The organism is Sphaerotilus microaerophilus, from assembly GCF_023734135.1.
Taxonomy (GTDB): Bacteria; Pseudomonadota; Gammaproteobacteria; order Burkholderiales; family Burkholderiaceae_C; genus Sphaerotilus; species Sphaerotilus microaerophilus.
The window spans coordinates 571966-595254 of sequence record NZ_AP025730.1 but is presented as its reverse complement, the minus strand read 5'-3'; the positions used below and the strand labels follow the sequence as shown (position 1 = coordinate 595254).

Here is a 23289-nt window from a genome sequence, read left to right as displayed (position 1 = left end):
CTGTTGAACCGTCCGCCACGGCCGTGGCGCGTGGCTTCACTGTCGAAGTCCTGTCTGACCAACTCCTGACAGATATCCAACAAAAACTTACGCACCCAGGGTCAACCCCGGGTCGATTTTTCGCCTGACGGGAAATGAAACCCGAAGTGAAATCCCCTAGGAGTGTGGGCGGCAGTAATTTGCCGGAGCCGCGCGGATGGCGGATTGGGAGCACGGCTCTGGCTTTTCGCCCGTTCGCCGACCTCGCGAGGTGTCGTAGCTGCCCACAGCGCTGTGCGGGCGCCTTTGCGGCTGGCTGTTCGGGTCGGTTTCTCGCATCTGTGCGCCCTCAATCTGCAAGCATGTTGCCCATACGCCGCAGATTCAGCGCCAGGCACACGAGCTTGAACTCGGCCTGCACCCGGTGCAGACCTCGCAGGCTGAACTGCCGGAAGCCGAGCACGTTCTTGATCCAGCCATTGGGTGGCTCGGCGATCCACTTGCGTCGGCGGTAGGCCGCCTTGCCCTCGTCGGTCTGCAGCTTGGCTGCCATCTCTGCGGTGTGCGGATTTCTCTGGGCATCCACCTCGGCGCAGCGTTTGCCCTCTCGCCCCAGTGCAACGACCAACTCCGTGGGTGAGCCTGCCAGGCCTGCGAAATTGGCTTCGCTGCGGTAGCCCGCATCGGCCAACGCCTGCTCGGCTGCCTGACCGGTATTGTCCTCGACCGCCTGCAGCATCGGCAGCAACTGCCCGACATCAGCCGCGTTGTTGCCCACCTCGGCGGCGACGATGATGTGCGCCGTGTCGTCCACTGCCGTCTGCGCGTTGTAGCAGGGGTCGAAGCCACCTCCGGCGCGCTTCATGATGCGGCTGGCTGGGTCGGTGAAGTTGTCCTGCGCCTTCGGTTCTGGCACGCCGAACTCGCGCTTGTAGCGCCCGCCCTTGGGGTTGCCGTCCTCGTCGCGCGGCTTGCACTCATCGTCGGCGCTGCGACCGCGCTCGATGTCGGCCTCGCGCTGGCGCTGCTCCAGGCGCTCGCGGGCTTCGGCGATGACCTTGAGCCGCGTCTCGCGCCTCTCGATCTCGGCCGGAATGTCCGAGTCTGGCTCGTCGGCCTCGGCCGCGTCGGTGGTCTTCGCCCGCTCCAGCAGCGCCTCGATCTGCGCCTTCAACTCCGCCTCAGCCTGCTGCATGCGTTCGTAGCTCATCGCCTTGTGGCGACTGGCGTTGGCCTTGATCTTGGTGCCGTCGATAGCCACCGTCCCCAGCTTGACCAGCCCCATCTCGCGCGCCAGCTTGACCACCTGCACGAACAGGTCGGCCAGTTCCTTCAGGTGCAACGCGCGGAAGTCGCGGATCGTGCGGTGCTTGGGGAAGTTGCCCGCACCCAGCATGCGAAAGGCCAGATCCTCGTGCAGCCGGCGCTCGATCTTGCGCGAGCTGAACACGCCCGTGGCATACCCGTAGACCAGCACCTTGACCATCATCGCCGGGTGAAACGGCTGGTTGCGCGCGCCGCCTCCTGCATACCGGGCGTAGAACGCCCCCAAGTCCAACGCGTCAATCGTGTCGCTGATGAAGTACGCCAGGTGCCCCTTGGGCAGCCAGTCCTGCAGCGATGCGGGCAGCAGCATCTCCTGCTGCGGTTCGTATGGGCGGTAGCTGATGGCCATGGCTGTTCAACGCTCAGGCTGCGCGTTGGCTGTCAGGGACTTCCCTTCTGCCGCCCACACTCCTAGGGATAGTCCTAGGCGATTTTGCTGCGCTGCACACCTGCAGCCGGGGTAGCGCCGTGCCAGCCATCCCCGGCCAGCCAGGGGTCGCCATGCAGGGCGGCGGCCAGCATCTCCAGGCCGTCCTGGCCCCAGAAGAGGCGCCCGGCCTGCGGCCCCGCCTCGGCGGGCGTACCCAGCACCTCCAGGGTCGGCACGCCGAAGACGCCGCGGGCAATCGCCGCATCGGTGGCGTCGCGCAGGGCCTGCTTGACGGGCTCGCCCTCCGGGTCCTGCTGCGGCGCCAACTGCGCCGTCAGGTCCGCCAGCAGGGCCGCGTCGTCCGGCGCCCGGCCGGTGGTCCACAGGGCCTGCATCACCAGCGCGCAGCGCTGCCGCGAGGGCGTGCGCCCGGCGGGCGCGCTGGCCAGCAGCAGGCGCAGGAAGGGCAGCGGGTTGAAGGGATGTTGCCCCGGCGGCACGAAGGGCACGCCGTCGCGCTGCGCCAGCCAGGCGATCTGCCGCCAGGTCCAGTCCCGCTTGGGGGCGATCTCCGCCGGACCGAGCTGGCCCCAGTACCGGAGCAGGCCCGCGAACAACACCGGCTGGTACTCGACCACCACGCTGCAGCCGGCCAGCAGCTGCGGCAGGCGGTGAAAGGCCAGCCAGGCGTAGGGGGAGATGGGGTCGAACCAGAAACGCAGCGGGGTCATCGGGGGTCTCCAGGCCGGGCATCGGGCGCGGGGAGCACGCGCCCCGGCAGTTGCAGCCAGATGCGGCGGCGCGCCGCATCGTCCAGCGTCGACCAGGCCGCGATCTCGTCGATGCTGCGGCGGCAGCCCAGGCACCAGCCGCTGGCAGGGTCGATCCGGCAGACGTTGCTGCAGGGGCTGCCGACCGGCCGGCCCGGTTCGGGCGGCGTGAGCCGGTCCACCTCAGCGCCCCGCGTCAGCAACCTGCACCACGTCGCACACCGGCGCACCGCCGGTGAGGCGCTGCAGTTCAGCCGGCGCCAGACGGAACACGCCCTTGGGGTGGCCGGCCGCGGCCCAGATCACGTCGAAGCGGAACAGGTCGGCGTCGATCAGCAGCACGGGCGGCGTGGCGTGCCCCACCGGCGACACCCCTCCGATCGAGAAGCCGGTGCGCTGCTTCACGAAGTCGGCATCGGCCCGGCCGATCGGCCCGACCTGCGCGGCCACCTTGCGCTCGTCGACCCGGCGGTCGCCCGAGGTCACCACCAGCACCGCCCGATCGTCGGCACGGCGGCGAAACACCACGCTCTTGGCGATCTGCCCCAGCGCCACCTGCAGGGCGTCGGCGGCTTCCTGGGCGGTGCGCGCCGTGGCCTCCAGCCACACCGGCGCGTGCGGGTGCGCCAGTTCGGCGAGCATGCGGCTGACATGGAGGAAGCCCTCGGACACATCGGCAAAGGACGGGTCGGCCGGGGTCGACACGGCAATGGCGGTGGCGTTGGCAAGAGCGGGAGCGGGCAACGGCGAGGACATGGTGGAAACACTTTGCACGGGCCATGCATCTTCGCACGCCCACCGGCCGCCCTTGCCGGGCCCGGCGGCGTCCGGCGGCAGGCGCTCCGGATAATTTGCCGAATCGGCGCCAGCGGGTGCCAGTGCGGGTTCCCGATGAATGCTCTCCTCTCTCCCGAACGCCTCCCGGCTCCCTCTGGATCGTCCGGGTCGGCCGTGCTGCCCGACACGCGCGGCAAGCCACCCCGGGTGGTGCTGGACACCTCGGTGGTGGTCACGGCACTGATGTTCGGCGGCGGCCCGGCCGCCCGGCTGCGCAGTGCCTGGCAGACCGGCCTGTGCCGGCCGATGGCCTGCAAGGCCACCGCGCTGGACCTGGGTGCCCAGCTCGCCCACCCGCACCTGGGGCTGACCGCCAACGAGCAGCAGACCCTGCTGGGCGACTACCTGCCCTATGTGCTGAAGGTGCGCGTGCCCCAGGCCGATCAACCCGATGCCCGCGACGAGCCCGCCGCGCTGAACTACGTGCGCCTGGCGATGGCCGGCCGCGCCCATGCGCTGGTCAGCGGGGATGCGCCGATGCTTGGCCTGGAGCCGCGCTTTCCCTTCGCGGTGCTGGCGCTGGATGCCTTCATCAAGGCGCTCGACGCCGTCGACATCACGCCGATCCCCAAGCCCTCACGCTACGGCCTGGCGTACTGACGGGCCCGACGGCCGGACAGGTCCTCAGGGGCTGCCGAACCAGCCCAGCACCCACAGCCAGAACGGCACCGCCGCCGCAAAGCACAGCGTGGACAGCACGATGATCGCGGTGGCCTCCACCTCCAGCACGTGGTAGCGCTGCGCGAACAGCAGGGCGTTGCTGCCGGTGGGCATGGCGGCGGCAATCACCACCACCGCCAGCGGCAGACCGTCCAGCCCGGCGCCCCAGTGCGCCGCCACCAGCACCAGCGCCGGCAGCGCGAAGAGCTTGAGCAGCGCCAGCCCCAGCGCGGCCTGCCAGCGCGGCCCCAGCCCGTGCTGCGCCAGCGAGGCGCCGATCAGCACCAGGCACAGCGGCACCACCGCCTGGCCGAGCATCTGCAGCGTCTCGTCGGCCTGCGGCGGCAGCTTCAGGCCGGCGAGGTTCCAGGCCAGCCCGAGCAGCACCGGCAGCACCACCGGGTGGATCACCGTCTGGCGCACCGTGGTGGCCAGCGTGGCGAGCAGCGAGTGGCCCCGGCCGCTGTGCTGGGCACTGGCCCGGGCGATGTCGATCTCGGCCAGCACGGTGAGCACGCTCAGCAGGATCAGCGCGTGCACGCTGACGATGGCCACCTGCAGCCGCAGCCCGGCCTCGCCGAACAGCGCCGCCGAGAAGGGCAGGCCCATCTGCACGCCGTTGCCGAAGGTGACTGAAATCGCCCGCGTGGTCGGCTGCGGCGCCAGCGCCGGCGTGAGCGGCATCGTGCCGCCGTGGGTCAGCCGGCGGCGCTCCCACAGCCACACCAGCAGCAGCCAGCCGACCACCGGCAGGAAGAAGGCCGCCAGCAGCCGCCAGGGCAGCGCCGCCAGGTCGACCCGCGCCATGGTGCGGAACAACAACGCCGGCACGAACAGCAGGAAGGCCGCGTTGCCAAGCGCACGCAGCCCGTCCGGCCCGGCCAGCAGGCGGCGGCGCGCCCCGACCCAGCCCAGCGCGATCACGCCGAACAGGGCCACGAGGCGAAAGAACAGGTCCCAGGTCATGGGGCGCGACCTTAGCCGCTCGGGTCAAACGGTGCGCTGTGTGGACTACGCATGAGCCGGGGCCACCTGGTGTGGCAGCCCGGCTGACACCATCTCCGGATCAGCTCGGCTTGGCCGCCGCCTTCTTGGCGGGCGCTTTGGCCGCCGGCCGGGCCGCGCGGGGTTCAAACTCGAAGATCACCTTGCCGTCCTTCCGGTCGTAGACCAGGAAGGCCTTGAACTTGCGCTTGGTCTTGTTGGAGACGAAGCCGTCCAGCAGGTCGGTCTTGCCCGTGGCCAGCAGCTGGGTCATCTGCTCGTGGCTGACGGGCTGCTGCAGGATCACCGCGCCGGTCTTGAAGTCGCAGGTGGCGTGCGCGCCCACCGCGTGCTCGCAGACGTAGTTGCTGCCGTGCTCGTAGACGTGGCCCTTGCACTTGGGGCAGGCGCCGAAGCTGGCCTGGCCGCTGAAGTCCACCGGCTCGCCATCGCCCTCGTCTTTCTTGGCGTCGTCGCCGAAGTCGAACTCGAGCTTCCAGTTGCGGATCTCCTCGTCGCGCACCAGCTTCAGCTCGGCGGTGAAGGGCCAGCCCGCCTTGGAACGGAAGCCCTCCAGCGGGCCGATCTGGTGGTCGCGCAGCAGCGCCTCGGCCTCGGGCAGCTCGAAGCTGCGCCCGGCCGGGATCTTGGTGATCGAGAAGCCGCAGCCCTCGGCGTTGCCTTCCTTGCCGGCGCAGGCGAAGCGGCGGTAGTTCTCCTTCACCACGCCACCGCAGTTGGGGCAGGGCGCAGCCAGCGTGGCGTAGTCGCCCGGGATGGTGTCGCGGTCGTACTCCTTGGCCTTCTTGACGATGCGCTGCGCCATCTCGGCGATGCCGGCCATGAACTCGTCGCGGCTGAGCTTGCCCTTTTCCATCTGCGCGAGCTGGTGCTCCCACTGGCCGGTCAGCTCGGGCTTGGTCAGGTCTTCCACCGCCAGGCCGCGCAGCAGCGTCATGAGCTGGAAGGCCTTGGCCGTGGGGATCAGCTCGCGCCCCTCGCGGTACATGTACTTCTCGAGGATCAGGCCTTCGATCACCTGCGCGCGCGTGGCCGGCGTACCCAGGCCCTTCTCCTGCATCGCGGCCTTGAGCTCCTCGTCATCGATGAGCTTGCCGGCGCCCTCCATCGCGGAGAGCAGCGTGGCCTCGCTGTAGCGCGCCGGCGGCTTGGTCTTCAGTGCGGCCTGGCGGACCTCCTCGACCGACACCTTCTCGTTCGGCTGCACCGGCACGAGGTTGGCGTCCTCGTCCTGGGCTTCCTTGCCGTAGACGGCCAGCCAGCCCGGGTTGACCAGCACCTTGCCATTGGTCTGGAACTGCAGCTCCTGAGGGCGGCCGTCGAGCTGGGTCGGCACCTTGGTGATGCGGGTGGTGACCATGAACTCGGCGCTCGGGTAGAACACCGCGATGAAGCGCTTGACCACCAGGTCGTAGAGCTTGGCCTCGATCTCGGTCAGGCTCTTGGGCGCCTGCAGCGTCGGGATGATGGCGAAGTGGTCGCTGATCTTGCTGTTGTCGAAGATGCGCTTGCTGGGCTTGACGTAGCCGTCGTTGAGCGCCTTGCGGGCGTGGCCGGACAGCGCGCGCAGCGGCCCCGGCAGGTCCTCGTCCGCGATCATGGCCAGCGTCTCCTTGGCCACGCCGACGTAGTCCTCCGGCAGCGCGCGCGCGTCCGTCCGCGGGTAGGTCAGCACCTTATGCTTCTCGTACAGTGCCTGCGCGATCGACAGCGTGGTCTTGGCGGAAAAGCCGAAGCGCGAGTTGGCCTCGCGCTGCAACGTGGTCAGGTCATACAGCAGCGGGCTGGCCTGGTTGCTGGGCTTGGCCTCCTCGGTGACCGTGCCGGTGCGGCCACGCACCGCGTCGGCGATGGCGGTAGCCTCGGCTTCGTTCCAGATCCGGTCGGCACGGCGCTCGGCATCCTCGTTCTTCTTGAAGGCCGGGTCGAACCACTTGCCCTCGTAGAGGCCGGCGGCGGCGCCGAAGTCGGCACGGATCTCCCAGTAGGGCCGCGAGACGTGCTTGCGGATCTTCTCCTCGCGCTCGACCACGATGGACAGCGTGGGCGTCTGCACCCGGCCGACGGTGGTCAGGAAGAAGCCGCCGTCGCGCGAGTTGAACGCGGTCATCGCCCGCGTGCCGTTGATGCCCACCAGCCAGTCGGCCTCGCTGCGGCTGCGCGCGGCCTGGGCCAGGCCCATCATCTCGGCATCGCTGCGCAGCTTGTCGAAGCCGTCGCGGATGGCCTGCGGCGTCATGCTCTGCAGCCACAGGCGCTGGATCGGCTTGGCGCCGCTCTTGGCGCCCAGCGCGTACTGCTCAATCAGGCGGAAGATCAGCTCACCCTCGCGCCCGGCGTCACAGGCGTTGATCAGCTGCGTCACGTCCTTGCGCTTGATCTGCTTGACCACCGCCGACAGCCGGGCCTTGCCCTTGTCGATGGGTTCGAGCTCGAAGTGCGGTGGCACCACGGGCAGGTGGGCGAAGCTCCACTTGCCGCGCTTGACGTCGTAGGCCTCGGGCGCGCGGATCTCCACCAGGTGGCCCACGGCGGAGGTGACGATGTACTGCTCGTTTTCGAAGTGGTCGGCGTGCTTCTCGAATTTGCCCGCGACCGGGGTCAGGGCGCGCACGATGTCCTGTGCGACCGACGGTTTTTCTGCAATGACCAGCGACTTGCTCATGGGAGACGATTCTGTGTTCGGGAAGTTGGCGGGCCGCAACGGCCCGGCACCGACCCCCGCCGGTGCCCTCTCTACAATCGGCGTCACGCGTGCGCCTGCACACGCGCTCGCCCACACGTCCACGCAGGTGCGTACCTGCGCACGCACCCACACCCCCAATCTAACCAGAAAATCCGCCCACCCATGCCGTCCACCCGTGCGCCGCGCCCGCCCCGACCGACCGGTACCTCCGGTCGATCCGCTGCCGACGCCCCGCCGGCCGGCCCGGCCAAGGCCGCCGAGGCGGCTTCGCCCACCCGCGGCGGGCGGCGCATCCAGGTGCGTCGCTCCGGCGTGCACGGCAAGGGCGTGTTCGCACTGCAGCCCCTGGCCGCGGGCGAGACCCTCATCGAGTACAAGGGCGAGGTCATCAGCTGGGACGAGGCGCTGCGCCGCCACCCGCACGACCCGGCGCAGCCGAACCACACCTTCTACTTCCACCTGGACGACGCCCGCGTGATCGACGGCGGGGTGAACGGCAACGCCGCGCGCTGGATCAACCACGCCTGCGCCCCCAACTGCGAGACCGAGGACGCCGACGGCCGGATCTTCATCAAAGCCCTGCGCGACATCGCCGCGGGCGAGGAGCTGTTCTTCGACTACCGCCTGGTGATCGACGAGCGCTACACCCCCAGGCTGAAGAAGGAGTACGCCTGCTGGTGCGGGGCGCCCACCTGCCGCGGCACGATGCTCGGGCCCAAGCCCAAGCCCAACCGCAAGCGCTGACGCGGTGACCACCCTCGTGACCCTGGACCCCACCGTGCTCGCCTTCGACTGGGACGCCGCCGCGTTGCAGCAGCGCCTGCAGGCCATCGTGCCCGGCACCACCGTGGAGGTGCGGGCCGAGGCCGGCTCGACCAACACCGAGCTGCTCGAACGCCAGCGCCGGGCCACGCCCACGGGCGAGGCACCGGCCCCCGTGTGGCTGGTGGCCGAGCGGCAGACCGCCGGGCGCGGCCGGCTCGGTCGCAGCTGGTGGTCCGAGCCGGGCAGCACGCTGACCTGCTCGCTCGGGCTCGCGCTGGAGCCTGCCGACTGGTCCGGCCTGTCGCTCGCGGTCGGGCTGGCGGTGGCCGAGGCCCTCGACCCGACCCGATCGGACGACCGTGAATCCGGCAGCAGCGCGCGCATCGGCCTGAAGTGGCCCAACGACCTCTGGCTGCGCGGCGACGACCGCAAGCTCGCCGGCATCCTCATCGAGGCGCAGGCCCTGCGCAGCAGCGCCGCCGGTGCGCGCGGCAGCCTGGCGCGCTGGGCGGTGGTGGGCATCGGCATCAACCTGCGCCCGCCGCGCGGCGAAGGCGGCGAGTTCCGCACCGGCTACGCCTGCCTGGACGAGCTGGAGCCGGGCATCACCGCCCCGGCGGTGCTGCAGCGCATCGCCCCGGCGGTACTGGCGGCCCTGCAGCGCTTCGAGCGCGAGGGCCTGGCGCCGCTGCTGGCGGCCTACGCCCTGCGCGACGTCCTGGCCGGGCGCCGCGCCAGTGCCGGCGACCTCGTCGGCCGCGTCACCGGCATCGCGCCCGGCGGCGAGCTCTGCCTGCGCGACGACGCCGGCCAGACCCACCGCATCGCCAGCGGCGAAGTGAGCGTGCGCCCATGCTGAGGTGGCTGCTCGTCGTGCTGGTGGCGGCCAACCTGGCCTTCTTCGCGTGGACCCAGGGCTGGCTGACCGGGTTGATCGGCCTGTCGCCCCAGGGCGACCGCGAGCCCGAGCGGCTGGCGCGCCAGGTGCAACCGCAGGACATCCAGATCCTGCCCCCCGCCACGCTGGCCCGGCGCACGCCGGCACCGGTGTGCGTCGAGGCCGGCCCGTTCAGCCCCGCCGAGCTCGGCCGCGCCGAAACGGCGCTGCGCACGGCCCTGCCCGAGGGCAGCTGGCAGCTCATCACCCGCGAGAAGCCCGGCCAGTGGATGGTCTACGTCGGCCCCTATGCCAAGCCCGAGTTGATGCAGCGCCGCATGGATGACCTGCGCAAGCGCCAGATCGCCTTCGAGGAGGCGCGCAACCTGCCGGGCTACGAGCCCGGCCTGCTGTTTGGCCGCTACGGGACCGAGGCCGACGCGCGCGCCCTGCAGGCCCGGTTGACGGCCCAGAAAGTGAAGTACGTGCGGGTGGTGCGGCTGGTCGCCCCCACCACCGCCCACACCCTGCGGCTGCCGCGCGCCGACGCACAGACCCAGGCCAACCTGCCCCGCCTGCGCGAGGCCATGGGCGCCCGCGCCTGGGTGGCCTGCTCGGCGCCCTGACCCGGCGCTCAGGCGCGCGCTGGCAGGCCGGCGCGCCGGAACCGGCACATTCGCACGGGGACATCGCATCAGCTGCTAGCATGTGCCGCAGCCAAGCGGGAGACCACCATGGACACGAGTCGCCGCCCCCACATCCTCCTGGTCGACGACGACATCTCCACGATCCAGGTGCTGTGGTGTCTGTTGTCCGACGAGGCCCAGATCCGCTTTGCCCGCTCGGCGGCCCAGGCGCTCGAACTGGCCCGCGAGCGCACGCCCGACCTGATCCTGCTCGACCTCGAACTGCCCGACGGCAACGGCCTGGAGCTGTGCCGCGCCCTGCGCCAGGAGCCCTCGGCGCTGGCACAGGTGCCGGTGCTCATCGTGACCGCCCATGCGGGCGACGAGCAGCAGGTGGCCGCGCTCGAACTCGGCGCGGCCGACTTCATCCCCAAGCCCCTGCAGGGACCGCAGCTGCTGGCGCGGGTGCATGCCCAGCTGCGTGCCCGCCAGGCCGCCCCGACCATGCAGCCACAGTCTCAGCCCCAGCCGCCGGCCCCGCCGCCGCCGCGCCCGTTGCGGGTGCTGATCGTCGATGACGATGTGGTGGCCATCAAGATGCTGCGCAATGCGCTGGAAGCCCTGTCGGTGCAGTTCCACTTCGCCACCCGCGGCGAGGAGGCGTTGCGCCTGGCCGCGCAGGTCAGGCCGGACATCATCTTGCTCGACGCCCAGCTGCCGGGGCTGGACGGCTTCGAAGTCTGCCGGCGCCTGAAGGCCGATACCGCACTCGCTGCCACACCGGTGATCTTCGTCACCCGATCGGACGACCCGATCACCGAGGCGATGGCGCTGGACGCGGGCGCGGTGGACTTCATCGGCAAGCCCTACCGCCCGGCGGTGCTCAAGGCCCGGGTACAGCACGCGCTGCGCCCGAGCGCGGCGGCACCGGCGGGCACGCTGGCCGACGCCGCCGCCGCAGCGAGCACCCCCGCCGCGCGGCGGCTCGCGGCGCTCGCCGAGGCTCAGCCCGATGCGCTGCTGCTGCTCGACACCGCCGGCCACGTCGACTGGCTCAACGGCGCCGCACGCCGCCTGCTGGGCCTGGGCGCCGAGGCGGGGCCCGGGCAACCGGCCGAAGCGCTGTGGCGTGCGGTGCAGCGCCTCGACCGCCCGCCCGGCACCCAGCCCACCTGGCCACCCACGCCGGACGGCATCGCGCAGCCCTGGCGCCTCACCCGCCTGGACGGCGATTGGCAGGACCTGCTGGCCACCTGCCGCATGCACGACGGCCCTGGCGAACCACTGCGCAGCCTGCTGCTGCAGACCGCCCCGCCCACCGTGGCCACGGACCTGGACGACGAGGCGCCCAGCAAGCTGCTGACCCTGCAGCGCCTCGTGGCCCTGGCGCGCGACGGCGCCGAGGCACTGGCGCAGCCCGGCCGGCCCGCCAGCACCGAGACCCTGCGCGAGGCGGCACAGCACCAGGCCCTGCTGCTGCACGACATCGACGACCTGCTGGGCCTCGCGCCGGAGCTGCCCGCCGTGCAGTGCGCCGCGGTGGATCTGGGCCGCTGCCTGCACGCCGCCTGGGTCGCCGCGGACCGGCCTGCGCCCACCCGCGGCGACTTGCCGGCCGATCTCCTCACCAACCTGCCCGCCGACCTGCCGCAGGTGGCCAGCGACCCGACGCGGCTGCAACGCTGCCTGCAGCGCCTGCTCTCCAGCGCCAGCACGGCCGCCGACGCAGGGGCGCCACGGCTGCGCGTGACCACCGAAGGCGACCGGGTGTGCCTGGCCCTCAGCGCCGCCGGCTGGGACTGGAGCCCCGCACAGCTGCGGCGTCTGCGCTGGCCCCTGCCCGGCACCGAGGTGCCCCCCGCCCCGATGGACCGGACCGCGCTCGGGCTGGCCGTGACCCACCACCTGCTCACCGCCCTGGGCGCGGAGGTGCAGCTCGATGCCGGCCCCCCTGGCGGCTCGCCCACCTTCCAGGTGCGCCTGCCGCGCTGGGGCGCGCAGGCGGCCGAGCCCGCCCTGCAACTGCCGGACTGAGCCACCCGCACGGCCATGACCCAGGCGTCGCTGCTGATCGTCGACGACGACCCCGCCAGCATCCAGCTGCTCGGTCGCATGCTGGCCGAGCAGGGCCGGCTGCGCTTTGCCCTCTCCGGCGCCGAGGGGCTGCGGCTGGCGCAGGAGTCCCCCCCCGACCTGGTGCTGCTCGATGCCGACATGCCGGGCATGGATGGCTTCGAGGTCTGCACCCGCCTCAAGGCCGACCCGCTCCTGGCCGACGTGCCCGTGATCTTCGTGACCGGCCACAGCGACACCCAGACCGAGCTGGCCGGCCTCGCCGCCGGGGCGGTGGACTGCATCAGCAAGCCGCCCCAGGCACCGCTGGTGGTGGCACGCGTGCAGACCCAGCTGCGCCTGAAGGCGCTGACCGATGAGCTGCGCCGCGCCGCGCTGACCGACGCGCTGACCGGCGTGGCCAACCGGCGCTGCTTCGACGAGTGGCTGCACCGCGAAGGGCAGCGCGCCTGGCGCCAGGCCGAGCCGCTGTCGCTGGCAATGATCGACATCGATCACTTCAAGGCCTACAACGACCACTTCGGCCACCCCGCAGGCGACGTCTGCTTGCGCCGCGTCGCCGAGGCGCTCCAGACGGTGGTGCGCCGCCCTGCCGACCTGGTGGCACGCTATGGCGGCGAGGAGTTTGCGCTGCTGCTGCCACGCACCGATGCCGCCGGCGCCCGCCACGTCGGCGAGGCCGTGGTCGCAGCCGTGCAGGCGCTGCACCTGCCCCACCCGGCCTCGCCGCTGGGCGCGCAGGTGAGCGTGTCCGTGGGCATCGCCACCGTACTGGGGCGCCACAGCCCCGGTGAGGGCCGGCCGATGCCATCGACAGCGCTCGTGGCCGCGGCCGATCAGGCCCTGTACCAGGCCAAGCGCGAGGGGCGCGCGCGCTGCGTCGTCGCCCCGACCACGGGCGATGCCTGAATCACGGCAGCTGCGCCGCAGCCTGCGCCAGGCGGCCGGGCTGCTCGGCGTGGGCGTGCTGTGCGCCGGACTCGCGGCCCTCCAGCAGGAGCGCCTCAATGCCGAGCAGGTGGCCGAGGAGCTGGACACCCTGGCGCAGCGCAGCGCCGACCAGCTGGTCGAACGGGTGCGCCGGTTCGAGTACGGCCTGCGCGGCGTGCGCGGCGCCATCCTCACCGTGGGCGTCGATGGCATCACGCACGAGCGCTTCCGCGCCTACCACGCCTCGCGCGACATCGACCGCGAGTTTCCCGGCGCCCGCGGCTTCGGCTTCATCCGCCGGGTCCCGCGCGAGCAGGAGGCCGCGTTCACCGCCGCGGCGCGGCGCGACGGCCGGCCCGGTTTCGAGGTACACAGCCTGGCACCGCATGAGGGGCCGCGCTATGTCATCCAGTACATCGAACCGGTGGAGCGCAACGACCAGGCAGTGGGCCTGGACATCGCCTCGGAGGCGCAGCGCCGCGCCGCGGCCGACCGTGCGGCGCACAGCGGCCAGGCCGCGATCACCGGGCCGATCACGCTGGTGCAGGCCACCGGCCGGCCACTGCACGCCTTCCTGATCCTGCTGCCGATCTACCGTGGCGACCCGGCAACCCTGAACGAGGTCTCGAACGACGCCACGCGCGAGGCCGCCACCTTTGGCTGGGCCTACACGCCGCTGGTGATGGACGAAGTGATCGCGGGGTTCGAACCGCGCAGCGGCGAGTTCACGCTGCGGCTGTTCGACACCAGCGCCCCGGAGGCGCCGGTGCGTTTCTATGGCCCGGCCGATGCGCCGACCCTGCCCATGCCAGCAGTGACCAGTGCACGCTCGGCGGGCACCGCCCCGGCGCACGATGCCGCACGCCTGCGCCACGTGCACCGCGCGGTGTTCGGGCGCGACTGGCTGGTCGAACTGCACGCCACGCCGGCCTTCGTGGCCCGGCTCAACCAGACCCGGCCGGAGACCGTCTTTGCCGTCGGCGCCTTCACCTCGCTGCTGCTGGCCGCGCTGCTGTACGCCCACCTGGTCAACCGCAGCCGCGTCCAGCTCATCCGCTCGCACCGCGCACGCATGACCACGCTGCTGGAAAACTCCAGCGACGCCATCATCGCCGAGGCGCTGGACGGTCGGCTCACCGCCTGGAACCGCGCAGCCGAGCGCATCTTCGGCCGCACTGCCGCCGAGGTCCTGGGCCGCCCGTGCCCGCCACTGCTGCTGCCACCCGACCGCCACCGCAGCGACCAGCAGCGCCGCGAACTCGTGCTGCAGGGCGACCCGGTGGCGCCGGTGGACGAGGTATTGCTGCGCAGCGACGGCTCCGAAATCGAGGTGTCGATGACGGTGGCGCCGATCACCGCGTCCGATGGGCACATCGTCGGCATCGGTCGCACCATCCGCGACATCAGCGAGCGCAAGTCCGCCGAGCGCCAGATGCAGCAGTTCACCGCCGCCCTGGAGCGCCAGGTGGCCGCCCGCACCAGCGAACTGGCCGCCGCGCTGCGCGAGCACCAGGCCCTGCTGGGCACCATCCAGAGCCACGCGCTCTATTCGGTGACCGATCCACGCGGGCAAATCACCGACGTCAACGACAACTTTTGCCGCATCAGCGGCTACCGGCGCGAGGAGCTGGTCGGCCGGACCCACCGGGTGGTCAACTCCGGCACCCACGACGCGGGGCACTGGGCCGGGCTGTGGCGCACCATCGCCGCTGGGCAGGTCTGGCGTGGCGAGATCTGCAACCGCACGAAGGACGGCGCGCTGTACTGGGTGGACAGCATCATCGCCCCCTTCTTCGACGAGCAGGGGCGCATCGAGCGCTACGTGTCGATCCGCACCGACATCACCGCCCGCCGCGAGGCCGAGGCAGCCCGCGCCGCCCAGCGCGCCGCCGAGGCCGCCAGCGCAGCCAAGAGCGCCTTCCTGGCCACCATGAGCCATGAGATGCGCACACCGCTGAACGCGCTGATCGGCCTGTCGCACCTGCTCGAAGGCAGCCGGCTGGACGCCGAGCAGCGCGACTGCCTGACCAAGATCCAGATCGCCGGGCGCAGCCTGCTGGGCGTCATCAACGCGGTGCTCGACCTGGCCAAGATCGAGGCCGGCGAGATGACGCTGGAGCACCTGCCCTTCGACCTGCGCGCCCTGCTCGACGAGGTGGTCGCCCTGCTCACCCCCCAGGCCGTGGCCAAGCGGCTCACGCTGGAGTTGCACACCGCCACGCCGCTGCCGGCCTGGGTGCGGGGCGACGCCGCGCGCCTGCGCCAGATCCTCATCAACCTCACCGGCAACGCCATCAAGTTCACCGAGCAGGGCCGGGTGGAGATCCACGTGGCGCCCGCCACGGTCGACGACCATGGCCACGATCAGGGTCACGGCGGCACCGGCCCCGATGCCGGCCGCCCGCTGCTGCGCTTCACGGTGCGCGACACTGGCATCGGCATCGCGGCGCAGGACCAGGCGCGCCTGTTCGAGCCCTTCGTCCAGGCCGACGCCTCCACCAGCCGGCGTTTCGGTGGCAGCGGCCTGGGCCTGTCCATCGTGCGCCACCTGGCACAGATGATGGGCGGCGAGGTCGGCATGCACAGCCGCCTGGGCGAGGGCAGTGCGTTCTGGGTGCAACTGCCGCTGGAGCCGGCCGCGCCCGGCAGCACCGCGGCCAGCGAGCCGGGTGGGCCAAGTGGGCCGATTTCCGCACGCGGTTTCACCCTGCTGATCGGCCATGCGGACGCCGCACAGCGCCAAGCCCTCGTGGAGCTGGCACGCACGCTGGGCTGGCAGGCCGAGGCGCTCGCCGACGGCGCCGCCGCCGTGGCCCGCCAGCACGTGCGCGCCACCCAAGGTGTGGCGGCCGACGCCCTGCTGATCGAGTGGCCCGCTGCGCTGGGGCACACCGGGCCGCCGGAGCTGGCCACGCTGGCAGCCCTGGACGCCAGCGCGGATCCGGCGTGGCGCCCGCCCGTGGTGGTCTGCGGCAGTGAGCCCGGGCTGGCCGACGAGGCGCTCGCCGCCCGGGTGGTGGATGCGGTGCTGCGCCTGCCGGCCGAGGTGCCCGACCTGTTCAACGCCGTCAGCCAGGCGGTTGCCCGCCGCGAAGGCTGCGCCGCCCGGGTCCTGCAGGCCAGCCGGCTGGAGACCGGCGCCGGACGCTGGCTGGCCGGACTGCGTGTGCTGGTGGTGGACGACAGCGCCATCAACCTGGAGGTGGCCGAGCGCATCCTCGCGCGCGAAGGCGCCCAGGTCGCCACCTGCACCAGCGGCGAGGCCGCCATCGAGCGGCTGCGGGCCGCGCCCGCCGGCTGGGATGCCGTGCTGATGGATGTGCAGATGCCCCAGATGGACGGCCACGAGGCCACGCGCCGCATCCGCCATGACCTCGGCCTGACGGAGCTGCCGGTGATCGCCCTGACCGCCGGGGTGCTGACCGCCGAGCGCCAGCACGCGCTGGACAAGGGCATGGACGACTTCATCGGCAAGCCGCTGGACCCGCGCACCCTGGTGCTGACGCTGCGCCGCCACGTCGAGCGGGTGCGCGGGTCCCCGCTGCCGCTGACCGCGCGCGCTGGCCGTTCGCCGCGGCGACTGCTGACGGAGCCCCGCGCGAGCCGCGACGCCGCGCAGATACCGCCGATCGAGGGCATCGACCAGGCCGACCTGCTGACCCGGCTCGGCTCCGACGCCCGGCTCTTCGCCACCCTGCTGCGCCAGGTGCTGCGCGACTTCGCGGTCCTGGCAGACCTGCCATCCAGCCCGCCCGGCCAGCCGCGAGCCTGCCTGCCCAGCGAGCCAGAGCGCCTACCGGCCCTGCTGCACAAGCTGCGCGGCAGCGCGGGGATGCTGGGTGCCGTTGATGTGGCGCGGCTGGCCGGTGCCGCCGAACAGGCGATGCGCAGCGGCGATGACCCCGGCCTCGACGCAGCCCTGCAGGCGCTGGCCACCGGTCTGCGCTGCCTGCGCGACGCCAGCGCGGAGTTCCTCGCCCGCCATGCCGAGCCGGACGATGAGGCGCCAGCCGACGGCCCGGCCAACGCCCCGCCGCTGCACACCGAGGACCTGCGCGAACTGGCCGAGCTGCTGCGCCGCCAGGACCTGGCCGCCCTCGACCGCTTCCAGATCCTCAGCCCGGCCCTGCGCGGGGCCTGGGGCGCCGAGCGCTACCGGCGCGCCCGCGCTGCGGTGGACGAGCTGCAGTTCCGCCAGGCACTGGAGGTGCTGGAGGAGGGGGCGAGCGGGGGCAACGACGTCAGCAGCTGAGCGCCACCAGCGGGCTGACAGGCCACGCTGTGCCGCAGCGAGCGGCACAGCCTGACTGCCAAGCGGGCGGCATCAGCGCTGGGAACACAGCGCTGGCGAGTCAGCGCTGGGGATCGCGTCGCTTGCCGGGCTGGCCAGGCTGGGCTGGCTCGCCGCGGGCCGGCTGGGCGTCATCACGTCGGGGAGCATCGGTGGCGGCCGGGCGGGGGCGATCGTCGCCCTGGCGCCCGGGACGGGGCCCGCGCCGCTCGTCTCGACCTGCTGCAGCGCCCGGCCCGGCAGGCCGCGGCCCGCGCCGATCCGGGAAGCTTGCACCAGCCCCGCCCGTCCGAGGCCCTGCCGGGCGCGGCCCACCCTCACGCGGTTCGCGGCCCTCGCGGGGACCACGGGCTTCGCGGGTGTCACGGGCATCCCGGTTGTCACCGCCGCCGCTGGCCTCGCGTGCGGCACGCTGGGCCGCCCACTCGACCGCCTCGCGGCGGGCCTGTTCGAGCTGGGCGTCGAGCTGGGCCTCGGGCACCCCGCGCAGCACGCAGAAGTTGGCCCGCGTCAGGCGGGTGGATTCGTAGTCGCGCAGCAGGCGGGCGCGCTCGCGGCGGGCCTCGTCCTCCTCGCGGCGGGCGCCCTCGGCCTCGTGGCGGGCCTGATCCGCCTCGCGGCGCGAGGCCTCCTCGGCACGCCGCGCCTCGCTGGCCTGTCGGCGCGCCTCGCGCTCGGCGGCACGGGCCGCCTCCCGGGCGGCTTCACGCTCCTTGGCGATGCGCTCGTCGCGCAGCGCCCGGCGGCGCTTGACCTCCTCGGCCGCCGCGGCACGGTGCTCCTCGCTGAGCTCGCCAGCCGGCTGGCCGTCGAGGTCAAAGCGCTCGGTCGCACGGCTGAGCGCGTTCAGGTAGGCCGTGCCCGTGGTGTAGCGGTGCAGGAAGGCCGACAGCAGCGCCTTGGTGAACACCCCCGGCGCACGCGCCTGGATGTCGGCCTGGATGCGCAGCTTCAGCGGCTTGGGCGGCACACCGAACAGCGCGGGGAAGAGCTCGCCCAGCCGGGTGCCGCAGGCAGCCGGGCTGGCGACCGGCGCCACGGGGGGCTCCTGCGCCTGATCCTGCGCCTGTTCCACCGCATCCACGGCCGCGTCCGCCGGCGGCTCGACGCTCAGCGGCTCGGCAGGCGAGGCGCTGGCAGGCGGCTCTTCGGTGGGCGGGGCTTCGGGGGGCAACGCGGTTGCAGGCGACGGATCTGCCTCGGAGCTGACCACCTCCTCGGTGGGCGCCTCGACGGCGCAGGCCGTCATGGTGGCGGCCGGAGAAAGGGCCTCGTCGGGATGGGGAACGGTTTCGTTTTCTGGCAGGGACATGTCGCGCAACGGCAAGGAAGACAGCCGGATGGCGTGGATTGTGCCCGCTGCCGGGGCGGCGCGCTGCATGGGCACGCAGAACTGGCCGTTGCGCCCAGTGCTCATCAGCCGACCGGCCCAGCCGCGGCAGGCGGATAAACGACGTTGAGCCGCTGCCCCTGCACAGGCATGGCCACCCCTGCTGGAACACCACGATGCCCCCGCCCTGCTGTTGCCTTCGCCCGCGCGTCGCCGCGCCACACCCGCCCGGGAATGCCCAGCCATGAGACTGCGCTCGCTCTCGCGCGGCTTCTCCGCGGTGGTGATGGTCGCCCTGGCGGTCAACTTCGCTTTCCTGCTGGCGATCGGCGGCGCCTTCCAGGCCAGCCGCCAGGCCGACGATCGGCGCGACACCGCCCTGCGGCTGGTCGACGGCCTGCGCCACGAGATCGAGCTGCTCGGCCGGCTCGTGCGGGCCTACACCGCCACCGCCGATGCGCACTACCTGATGGTGTACTACGACATCCTGGCCGTGCGCGCCGGCGAGAAGCCCGCCCCCGCCGGGGTGGACAACGCCCTGGCATGGGAGCACGTCGTCGCCCGGCGCACCAGTTACCAGCCCGCCCAGGGCGCCCAGCCCGAGTCCCTGCAGCGGCGCGTGCAGCGCCTGGACTTCGGTGCCGACGAGCAGCGCGCCGTGCAGGCCGTGCTGGAGGCCACCGAGGCCCTGCGGCAGACGGAGCAGATCGCCTTCGCGGCCACCCAGGGGCTGTACGACACCGTCAACCGCAGCTTCGCCTCCGAGCGGGCCCCGGCCCCCGACTATGCCCGCGCCCTGGTGCACAGCCGCGAGTACGAGACCGCCAAGGCCCGGCTGGCCGACACGGTAGCCACGCTCGAACGCCTCACCGACACGCGCACCGCCCAGGAGGTGACGCGCACCAGCGACCGCATGCGCAATTTCGTCGACGCCGCCAAGGCGGTGGACCTGCTGATGGTCGCGCTGGTGCTGGCCGCCCTGCTGCTGATCCAGCGCCGCCTGCTGCGGCCAATCGACCAGCTCGCGGACACCGCGCGGCGCTACGCGGCGGGCGACTACACGGCGCGCAGCCACCGCGGCCAGGCCGGCCACGAGCGCATGGCCGAGATCGGTGCCCTGGGCAGCACGCTGGACCGCATGGCCGAGGCCATCGAGCACGACATCGCCGCGCGCGACCGCAACCAGCGCGAGGTGGAGGAGGCACGCGCCCAGGCCGAGGCCGCCACGCAGGCCAAGTCGATGTTCCTGGCCAACATGAGCCACGAGATCCGCACGCCGATGAACGCCATCATCGGCATGACGCACCTGGCGCTGGGCACCGAGCTGAACGCCCAGCAGCGCGACTACCTGCAGAAGGTGCACCGCGCGGCCACCATGCTGCTGGGCATCCTCAACGACATCCTGGACTTCTCCAAGATCGAGGCCGGCAAGCTCGGCATCGAGTCGCTGCACTGCCGGGTCGAGGAGCTGATCGACAACCCGCTGATGCTGCTGCGCGAACGCGCGCAGGACAAGGACATCGAGCTGCTGTGCGAGTACGCGCAGCCCGAGCTGCTCGGCCGGGCCGGGAGCTTCTGGGGCGACCCGCTGCGCCTGGGACAGATCCTGACCAACCTGCTGTCCAACGCCGTGAAGTTCACCGAGCGCGGCCACGTCAAGCTGCGCGTCGAACTGCTGGAGACCGTGCACGCGGACGACGGGCACGCCACGCTGCGCTTCACCGTCGAGGACACCGGTGTGGGCCTGACGCCCGAGCAGCGCGCCCGCCTGTTCCAGGAGTTCACCCAGGCCGACGGCTCCACCACCCGCCGCTACGGCGGCACCGGGCTGGGCCTGACGATCGCGCGCCGGCTCACCGAGCTGATGGGAGGGCGCATCGAGGTGGACAGCACGCCGGGCGAGGGCTCGCGCTTCGCGATCACCCTGCCCGTGCGGCTGATCGAGCCCAGCGCGCTCACCCCGTCGGACACCGCCGCCCAGCTGGCCGGCATGCGCGTGCTGGTGGTGGACGACCACCCCGCCACGCGTGCCAGCCTGCTCAGCCAACTGCGTGCGCTGGGGGTGGGCGATGCGCCCGGCGGGCTGCTGGAGGCCGTGTCGACCGGCCAGGCCGCATTGGCCCGCACCAGCCAGGCCGCGGCCGTGGGCCAGCCCTTTGACCTGCTGCTGCTGGACTGGGTGCTGCCCGACATCGACGGTGGCGAGGTGCTGCGCCGCCTGCACGTCGAGCTGGGCGACACCACGCGGGTGATGGTCATCTCGGCCTACGGCTGGGACAGCCTGCGCACCAGCGCCCTGAAGGCGGGTGCCAGCGGCTTCCTGCCCAAGCCCATCGTGCCCGAGACGCTGCGCCGCGCGCTGCTGCCCGCCGCGACAGACGCCCCCGGCCACCCGGCCGAGGCACCCGCCAGCGCCAGCCACCCGCTGCAGGGCCTGCGCGCCCTGCTGGTGGAGGACAACCCGGTCAACCGCCAGCTCGCCAGCGAGCTGCTGGCGCAGGCCGGCGCCCAGGTCGACCTGGCCGCACACGGCCGCGAGGCGCTGGAGCGCCTGAAGCAGCACGGCGCCGGCGCCTACGACGTGGTGCTGATGGACCTGCAGATGCCGGTGCTCGACGGCTACGAAACCACCCGTGCGATGCGCGACCACCCCGAGTGGCGCACGCTCCCCGTGCTGGCCATGACGGCACACGCCATGGTCGAGGAGCGCGAGCGCTGCCTGGCCCTGGGCATGCGCGGCCACATCGCCAAGCCGATCGACCCGGCCGGGCTGGTGGAGACGCTGCGCGCCTACCTGCCGGCAGCGCCCGCCGCCACAGCCGGCACCCCGGCCCCCGGCACGCTGCAGGCTCCCGCGCCGCAGGCCATGCCGGTCGCCATGCCGGTCGAGCGCCCGGCCCTCGCCGCCACCATCATCCCAGCATCGCCCTGGCCAGGCATCGACCTGGCCGACGCCGCCCGCTGGTGCGGCAGCCTGGCGATGGCCCAGCGCAGCCTGGCGCATTTCCTCACCCACTACGCCGACACGGTCGGCCGCGGCAGCCGGCTGCGCGCCCAGCTGGCCGCCGGACGGCTGGGCGACCTGGGCCGCGAGGCCCACACGCTCAAGGGCCTGGGCCGCCAGCTCGGCATGGCCGACGTGGCCGCCGCCGCCGAGGCGATGGACGCGCTGTTCAAGACCGATGGCGGCGCGCCCGACCCGGCCGCGGTGGCCGCGATGCTGGAGCCGCTGATCTCGGCACTGCAGCCCGTGCTGGCCGCCCTGGCCGCCCATGCGCCGATGGAACTGCCGGTCGATGCCCGGGCCCCGCTCACCGCCCCCGCTCCACTGGAGCGCTCGCTGCCCCCCATGGCCCGTGCGGAGTCCGCCCCGGGCACCGTCCCGGGCACGGCCTCCGGGTCTACCACCGACGATCTCGCCGCACGCTGGACCCGCCTGCGCCAGCTGCTGGAGAGCAGCGACAGCCTGGCCCTGGTGCTCTGGCACGAGTGTGGTGACGACTTCTGCGCCGCCCTGCCGCCGCCAACCGCCCGCGCCCTGGGCGATGCGATCCAGCGCTGCGACTTCCAGCAGGCACTCGAATGCCTCCCGCCCACGCTGCCAGCTTCCGCTCGATGATGAACCCGATCACCGCCGACGCGACGGCCCCCGGCTCGCTGATGAGCCCGCCGCTGCCCACCCTGCTGGTGGTGGACGACACGCCGGCCAACCTCAGCCTGATGGCCGGCCTGCTGCACCAGGAGTACCGCGTCAAGCTGGCCAACTCCGGCGCCCGCGCCCTCGACCTCGCCCAGCGCGAGCCCCCCGACCTGGTGCTGCTCGACGTGATGATGCCGGAGATGGACGGCTACGCCGTGTGCCGCCACCTCAAGAGCGACCCGCGCACCCGCGACGTGCCGGTGATCTTCGTCACCGCGATGAGCCAGCCCGACGACGAGACACGCGGCTTCGAGTGCGGCGCGGTCGACTTCATCCACAAGCCCATCAGCCCGCCGATCGTGCGCGCCCGAGTGCGCACCCACCTGCAGCTCAAGACCTGGCAGGACTCACTGCGCCGGCGCAGCACCGGCCTGGAGCTGCAGCTGCGCCAGCGGCTGGAGGAGGTGGAGCGCCTGCGCGACACCACACTGTTCGTGATGGTGTCGCTGGCCGAGTTCCGCGACGAGGACACCGGCAACCACGTCAAGCGCACCCAGGAGTACGTGCGCGCGCTGGCCGAGTACCTGGCCGAGAACCCCGAGTGCATGCCCGGGCGCACTGAGCCACTGGACCCCAGCACCATCGAGCTGATCGCCAAGTCCGCGCCGCTGCACGACATCGGCAAGGTCGCCATCCCCGACCACATCCTGCTCAAGCCGGGCCCCTTGAGCGAGGGCGAGTTCACCGAGATGCGCAAGCACCCGCTACACGGCTGGGAGATGCTGCGCCGCGCCGCGCAGCGCATGGGGGGCGAACAGGGCTTCCTGAGCTACGCCATGCAGATCGCGCGCCACCACCACGAGCGCTGGGACGGCACCGGCTACCCCGACCGGCTGGCCGGCAACGCCATCCCGTTGTCGGCCCGGCTGATGGCGGTGGCCGACGTCTATGACGCGCTCATCAGCCGCCGCCCCTACAAGGAGCCCTATCCGCACGCCGAGGCCATCCAGCGCATCCGCGACCAGGCCGGGCGCCACTTCGACCCCGACGTGGTGCGCGCTGCGCTCGCGCAGCAGGAGCGCTTCCTGTCCATCGCCGCCACCTGGCGCGACTGACGCCCAGCG

The 23289-nt window shown here is 72.5% G+C and carries 16 protein-coding genes; 9 read left to right on the top strand and 7 right to left on the bottom strand.

The genetic code is table 11. The features are described from left to right. Positions 1-328: 328 nt before the first annotated feature. The 4 genes from NGK70_RS02705 to NGK70_RS02690 all read right to left on the bottom strand — a co-directional run bounded on the left by NGK70_RS02705 (position 329) and on the right by NGK70_RS02690 (position 3087). Complete coding sequence (locus NGK70_RS02705; RefSeq protein ID WP_251969505.1) at positions 329-1654, bottom strand: IS1182 family transposase; 1326 nt, start codon at positions 1652-1654, stop codon at positions 329-331. Positions 1655-1728: 74 nt separating this feature from the next. Continuing rightward, positions 1729-2406: a 2-hydroxychromene-2-carboxylate isomerase gene (locus NGK70_RS02700; RefSeq protein ID WP_251971844.1), complete on the bottom strand. Its 678-nt coding sequence runs from the start codon at positions 2404-2406 to the stop codon at positions 1729-1731. After that, a complete protein-coding gene (locus NGK70_RS02695; protein WP_251971843.1) occupies positions 2403-2627 on the bottom strand; it encodes a DUF1289 domain-containing protein in 225 nt (74 codons plus the stop codon). The genes NGK70_RS02700 and NGK70_RS02695 overlap by 4 nt, the downstream gene beginning before the upstream one ends. A gap of 1 nt (position 2628) precedes the next feature. Then, on the bottom strand, positions 2629-3087 hold the full coding sequence (locus NGK70_RS02690) for a YbaK/EbsC family protein (RefSeq protein WP_251973660.1): 459 nt from the start codon (positions 3085-3087) through the stop codon (positions 2629-2631). A gap of 309 nt (positions 3088-3396) precedes the next feature. Between NGK70_RS02690 and NGK70_RS02685 the strand changes: the two genes are divergently transcribed. Beyond that, complete coding sequence (locus tag NGK70_RS02685; protein WP_251971842.1) at positions 3397-3882, top strand: PIN domain-containing protein; 486 nt, start codon at positions 3397-3399, stop codon at positions 3880-3882. 24 nt (positions 3883-3906) lie between these two features. Here the strand turns inward: NGK70_RS02685 and NGK70_RS02680 are convergent, their stop codons facing one another. Continuing rightward, positions 3907-4908 (bottom strand): AEC family transporter, encoded by a 1002-nt coding sequence (locus NGK70_RS02680; protein WP_251971841.1) that lies wholly within the window; start codon positions 4906-4908, stop codon positions 3907-3909. A gap of 100 nt (positions 4909-5008) precedes the next feature. Next, positions 5009-7612 (bottom strand): DNA topoisomerase III, encoded by a 2604-nt coding sequence (locus tag NGK70_RS02675; RefSeq protein WP_251971840.1) that lies wholly within the window; start codon positions 7610-7612, stop codon positions 5009-5011. A gap of 183 nt (positions 7613-7795) precedes the next feature. Here NGK70_RS02675 and NGK70_RS02670 point away from each other — a divergent pair, with 183 nt between their 5' ends. The 6 genes from NGK70_RS02670 (at position 7796) to NGK70_RS02645 (ending at position 17156) form a co-directional block, all read left to right on the top strand. Then, positions 7796-8377, top strand: a complete 582-nt coding sequence (locus NGK70_RS02670) for an SET domain-containing protein (protein WP_251971839.1) — start codon at positions 7796-7798, stop codon at positions 8375-8377. Positions 8378-8381: 4 nt separating this feature from the next. Continuing rightward, on the top strand, positions 8382-9257 hold the full coding sequence (locus tag NGK70_RS02665) for a biotin--[acetyl-CoA-carboxylase] ligase (protein WP_251971838.1): 876 nt from the start codon (positions 8382-8384) through the stop codon (positions 9255-9257). Continuing rightward, a complete protein-coding gene (locus NGK70_RS02660; RefSeq protein WP_251971837.1) occupies positions 9251-9901 on the top strand; it encodes an SPOR domain-containing protein in 651 nt (216 codons plus the stop codon). The genes NGK70_RS02665 and NGK70_RS02660 overlap by 7 nt, the downstream gene beginning before the upstream one ends. Positions 9902-10009: 108 nt before the next feature. Further along, positions 10010-11935, top strand: a complete 1926-nt coding sequence (locus tag NGK70_RS02655; protein WP_251971836.1) for a response regulator — start codon at positions 10010-10012, stop codon at positions 11933-11935. A gap of 15 nt (positions 11936-11950) precedes the next feature. Next, the gene (locus tag NGK70_RS02650; protein WP_251971835.1) at positions 11951-12883 is read left to right on the top strand and encodes a diguanylate cyclase domain-containing protein; all 933 of its coding nucleotides are present in this window, start codon (positions 11951-11953) and stop codon (positions 12881-12883) included. Then, positions 12876-17156 carry a PAS domain-containing hybrid sensor histidine kinase/response regulator gene (locus NGK70_RS02645; RefSeq protein WP_251971834.1) on the top strand — a complete coding sequence of 1427 codons (4281 nt, stop codon included), beginning with the start codon at positions 12876-12878 and terminating at the stop codon, positions 17154-17156. Before NGK70_RS02650 ends, NGK70_RS02645 begins: the two co-directional genes overlap by 8 nt. 100 nt (positions 17157-17256) lie before the next feature. On the opposite strand, the gene NGK70_RS02640 is transcribed toward NGK70_RS02645, so the two are convergent. Continuing rightward, on the bottom strand, positions 17257-18507 hold the full coding sequence (locus NGK70_RS02640) for a ProQ/FINO family protein (RefSeq protein ID WP_251971833.1): 1251 nt from the start codon (positions 18505-18507) through the stop codon (positions 17257-17259). A 262-nt stretch (positions 18508-18769) separates the two neighbouring features. On the opposite strand from NGK70_RS02640, the gene NGK70_RS02635 reads away from it, so the two are divergent. Continuing rightward, complete coding sequence (locus NGK70_RS02635; RefSeq protein ID WP_251971832.1) at positions 18770-22144, top strand: hybrid sensor histidine kinase/response regulator; 3375 nt, start codon at positions 18770-18772, stop codon at positions 22142-22144. Further along, positions 22108-23280, top strand: a complete 1173-nt coding sequence (locus NGK70_RS02630; protein WP_310742573.1) for an HD-GYP domain-containing protein — start codon at positions 22108-22110, stop codon at positions 23278-23280. Before NGK70_RS02635 ends, NGK70_RS02630 begins: the two co-directional genes overlap by 37 nt. Positions 23281-23289: the final 9 nt, after the last annotated feature.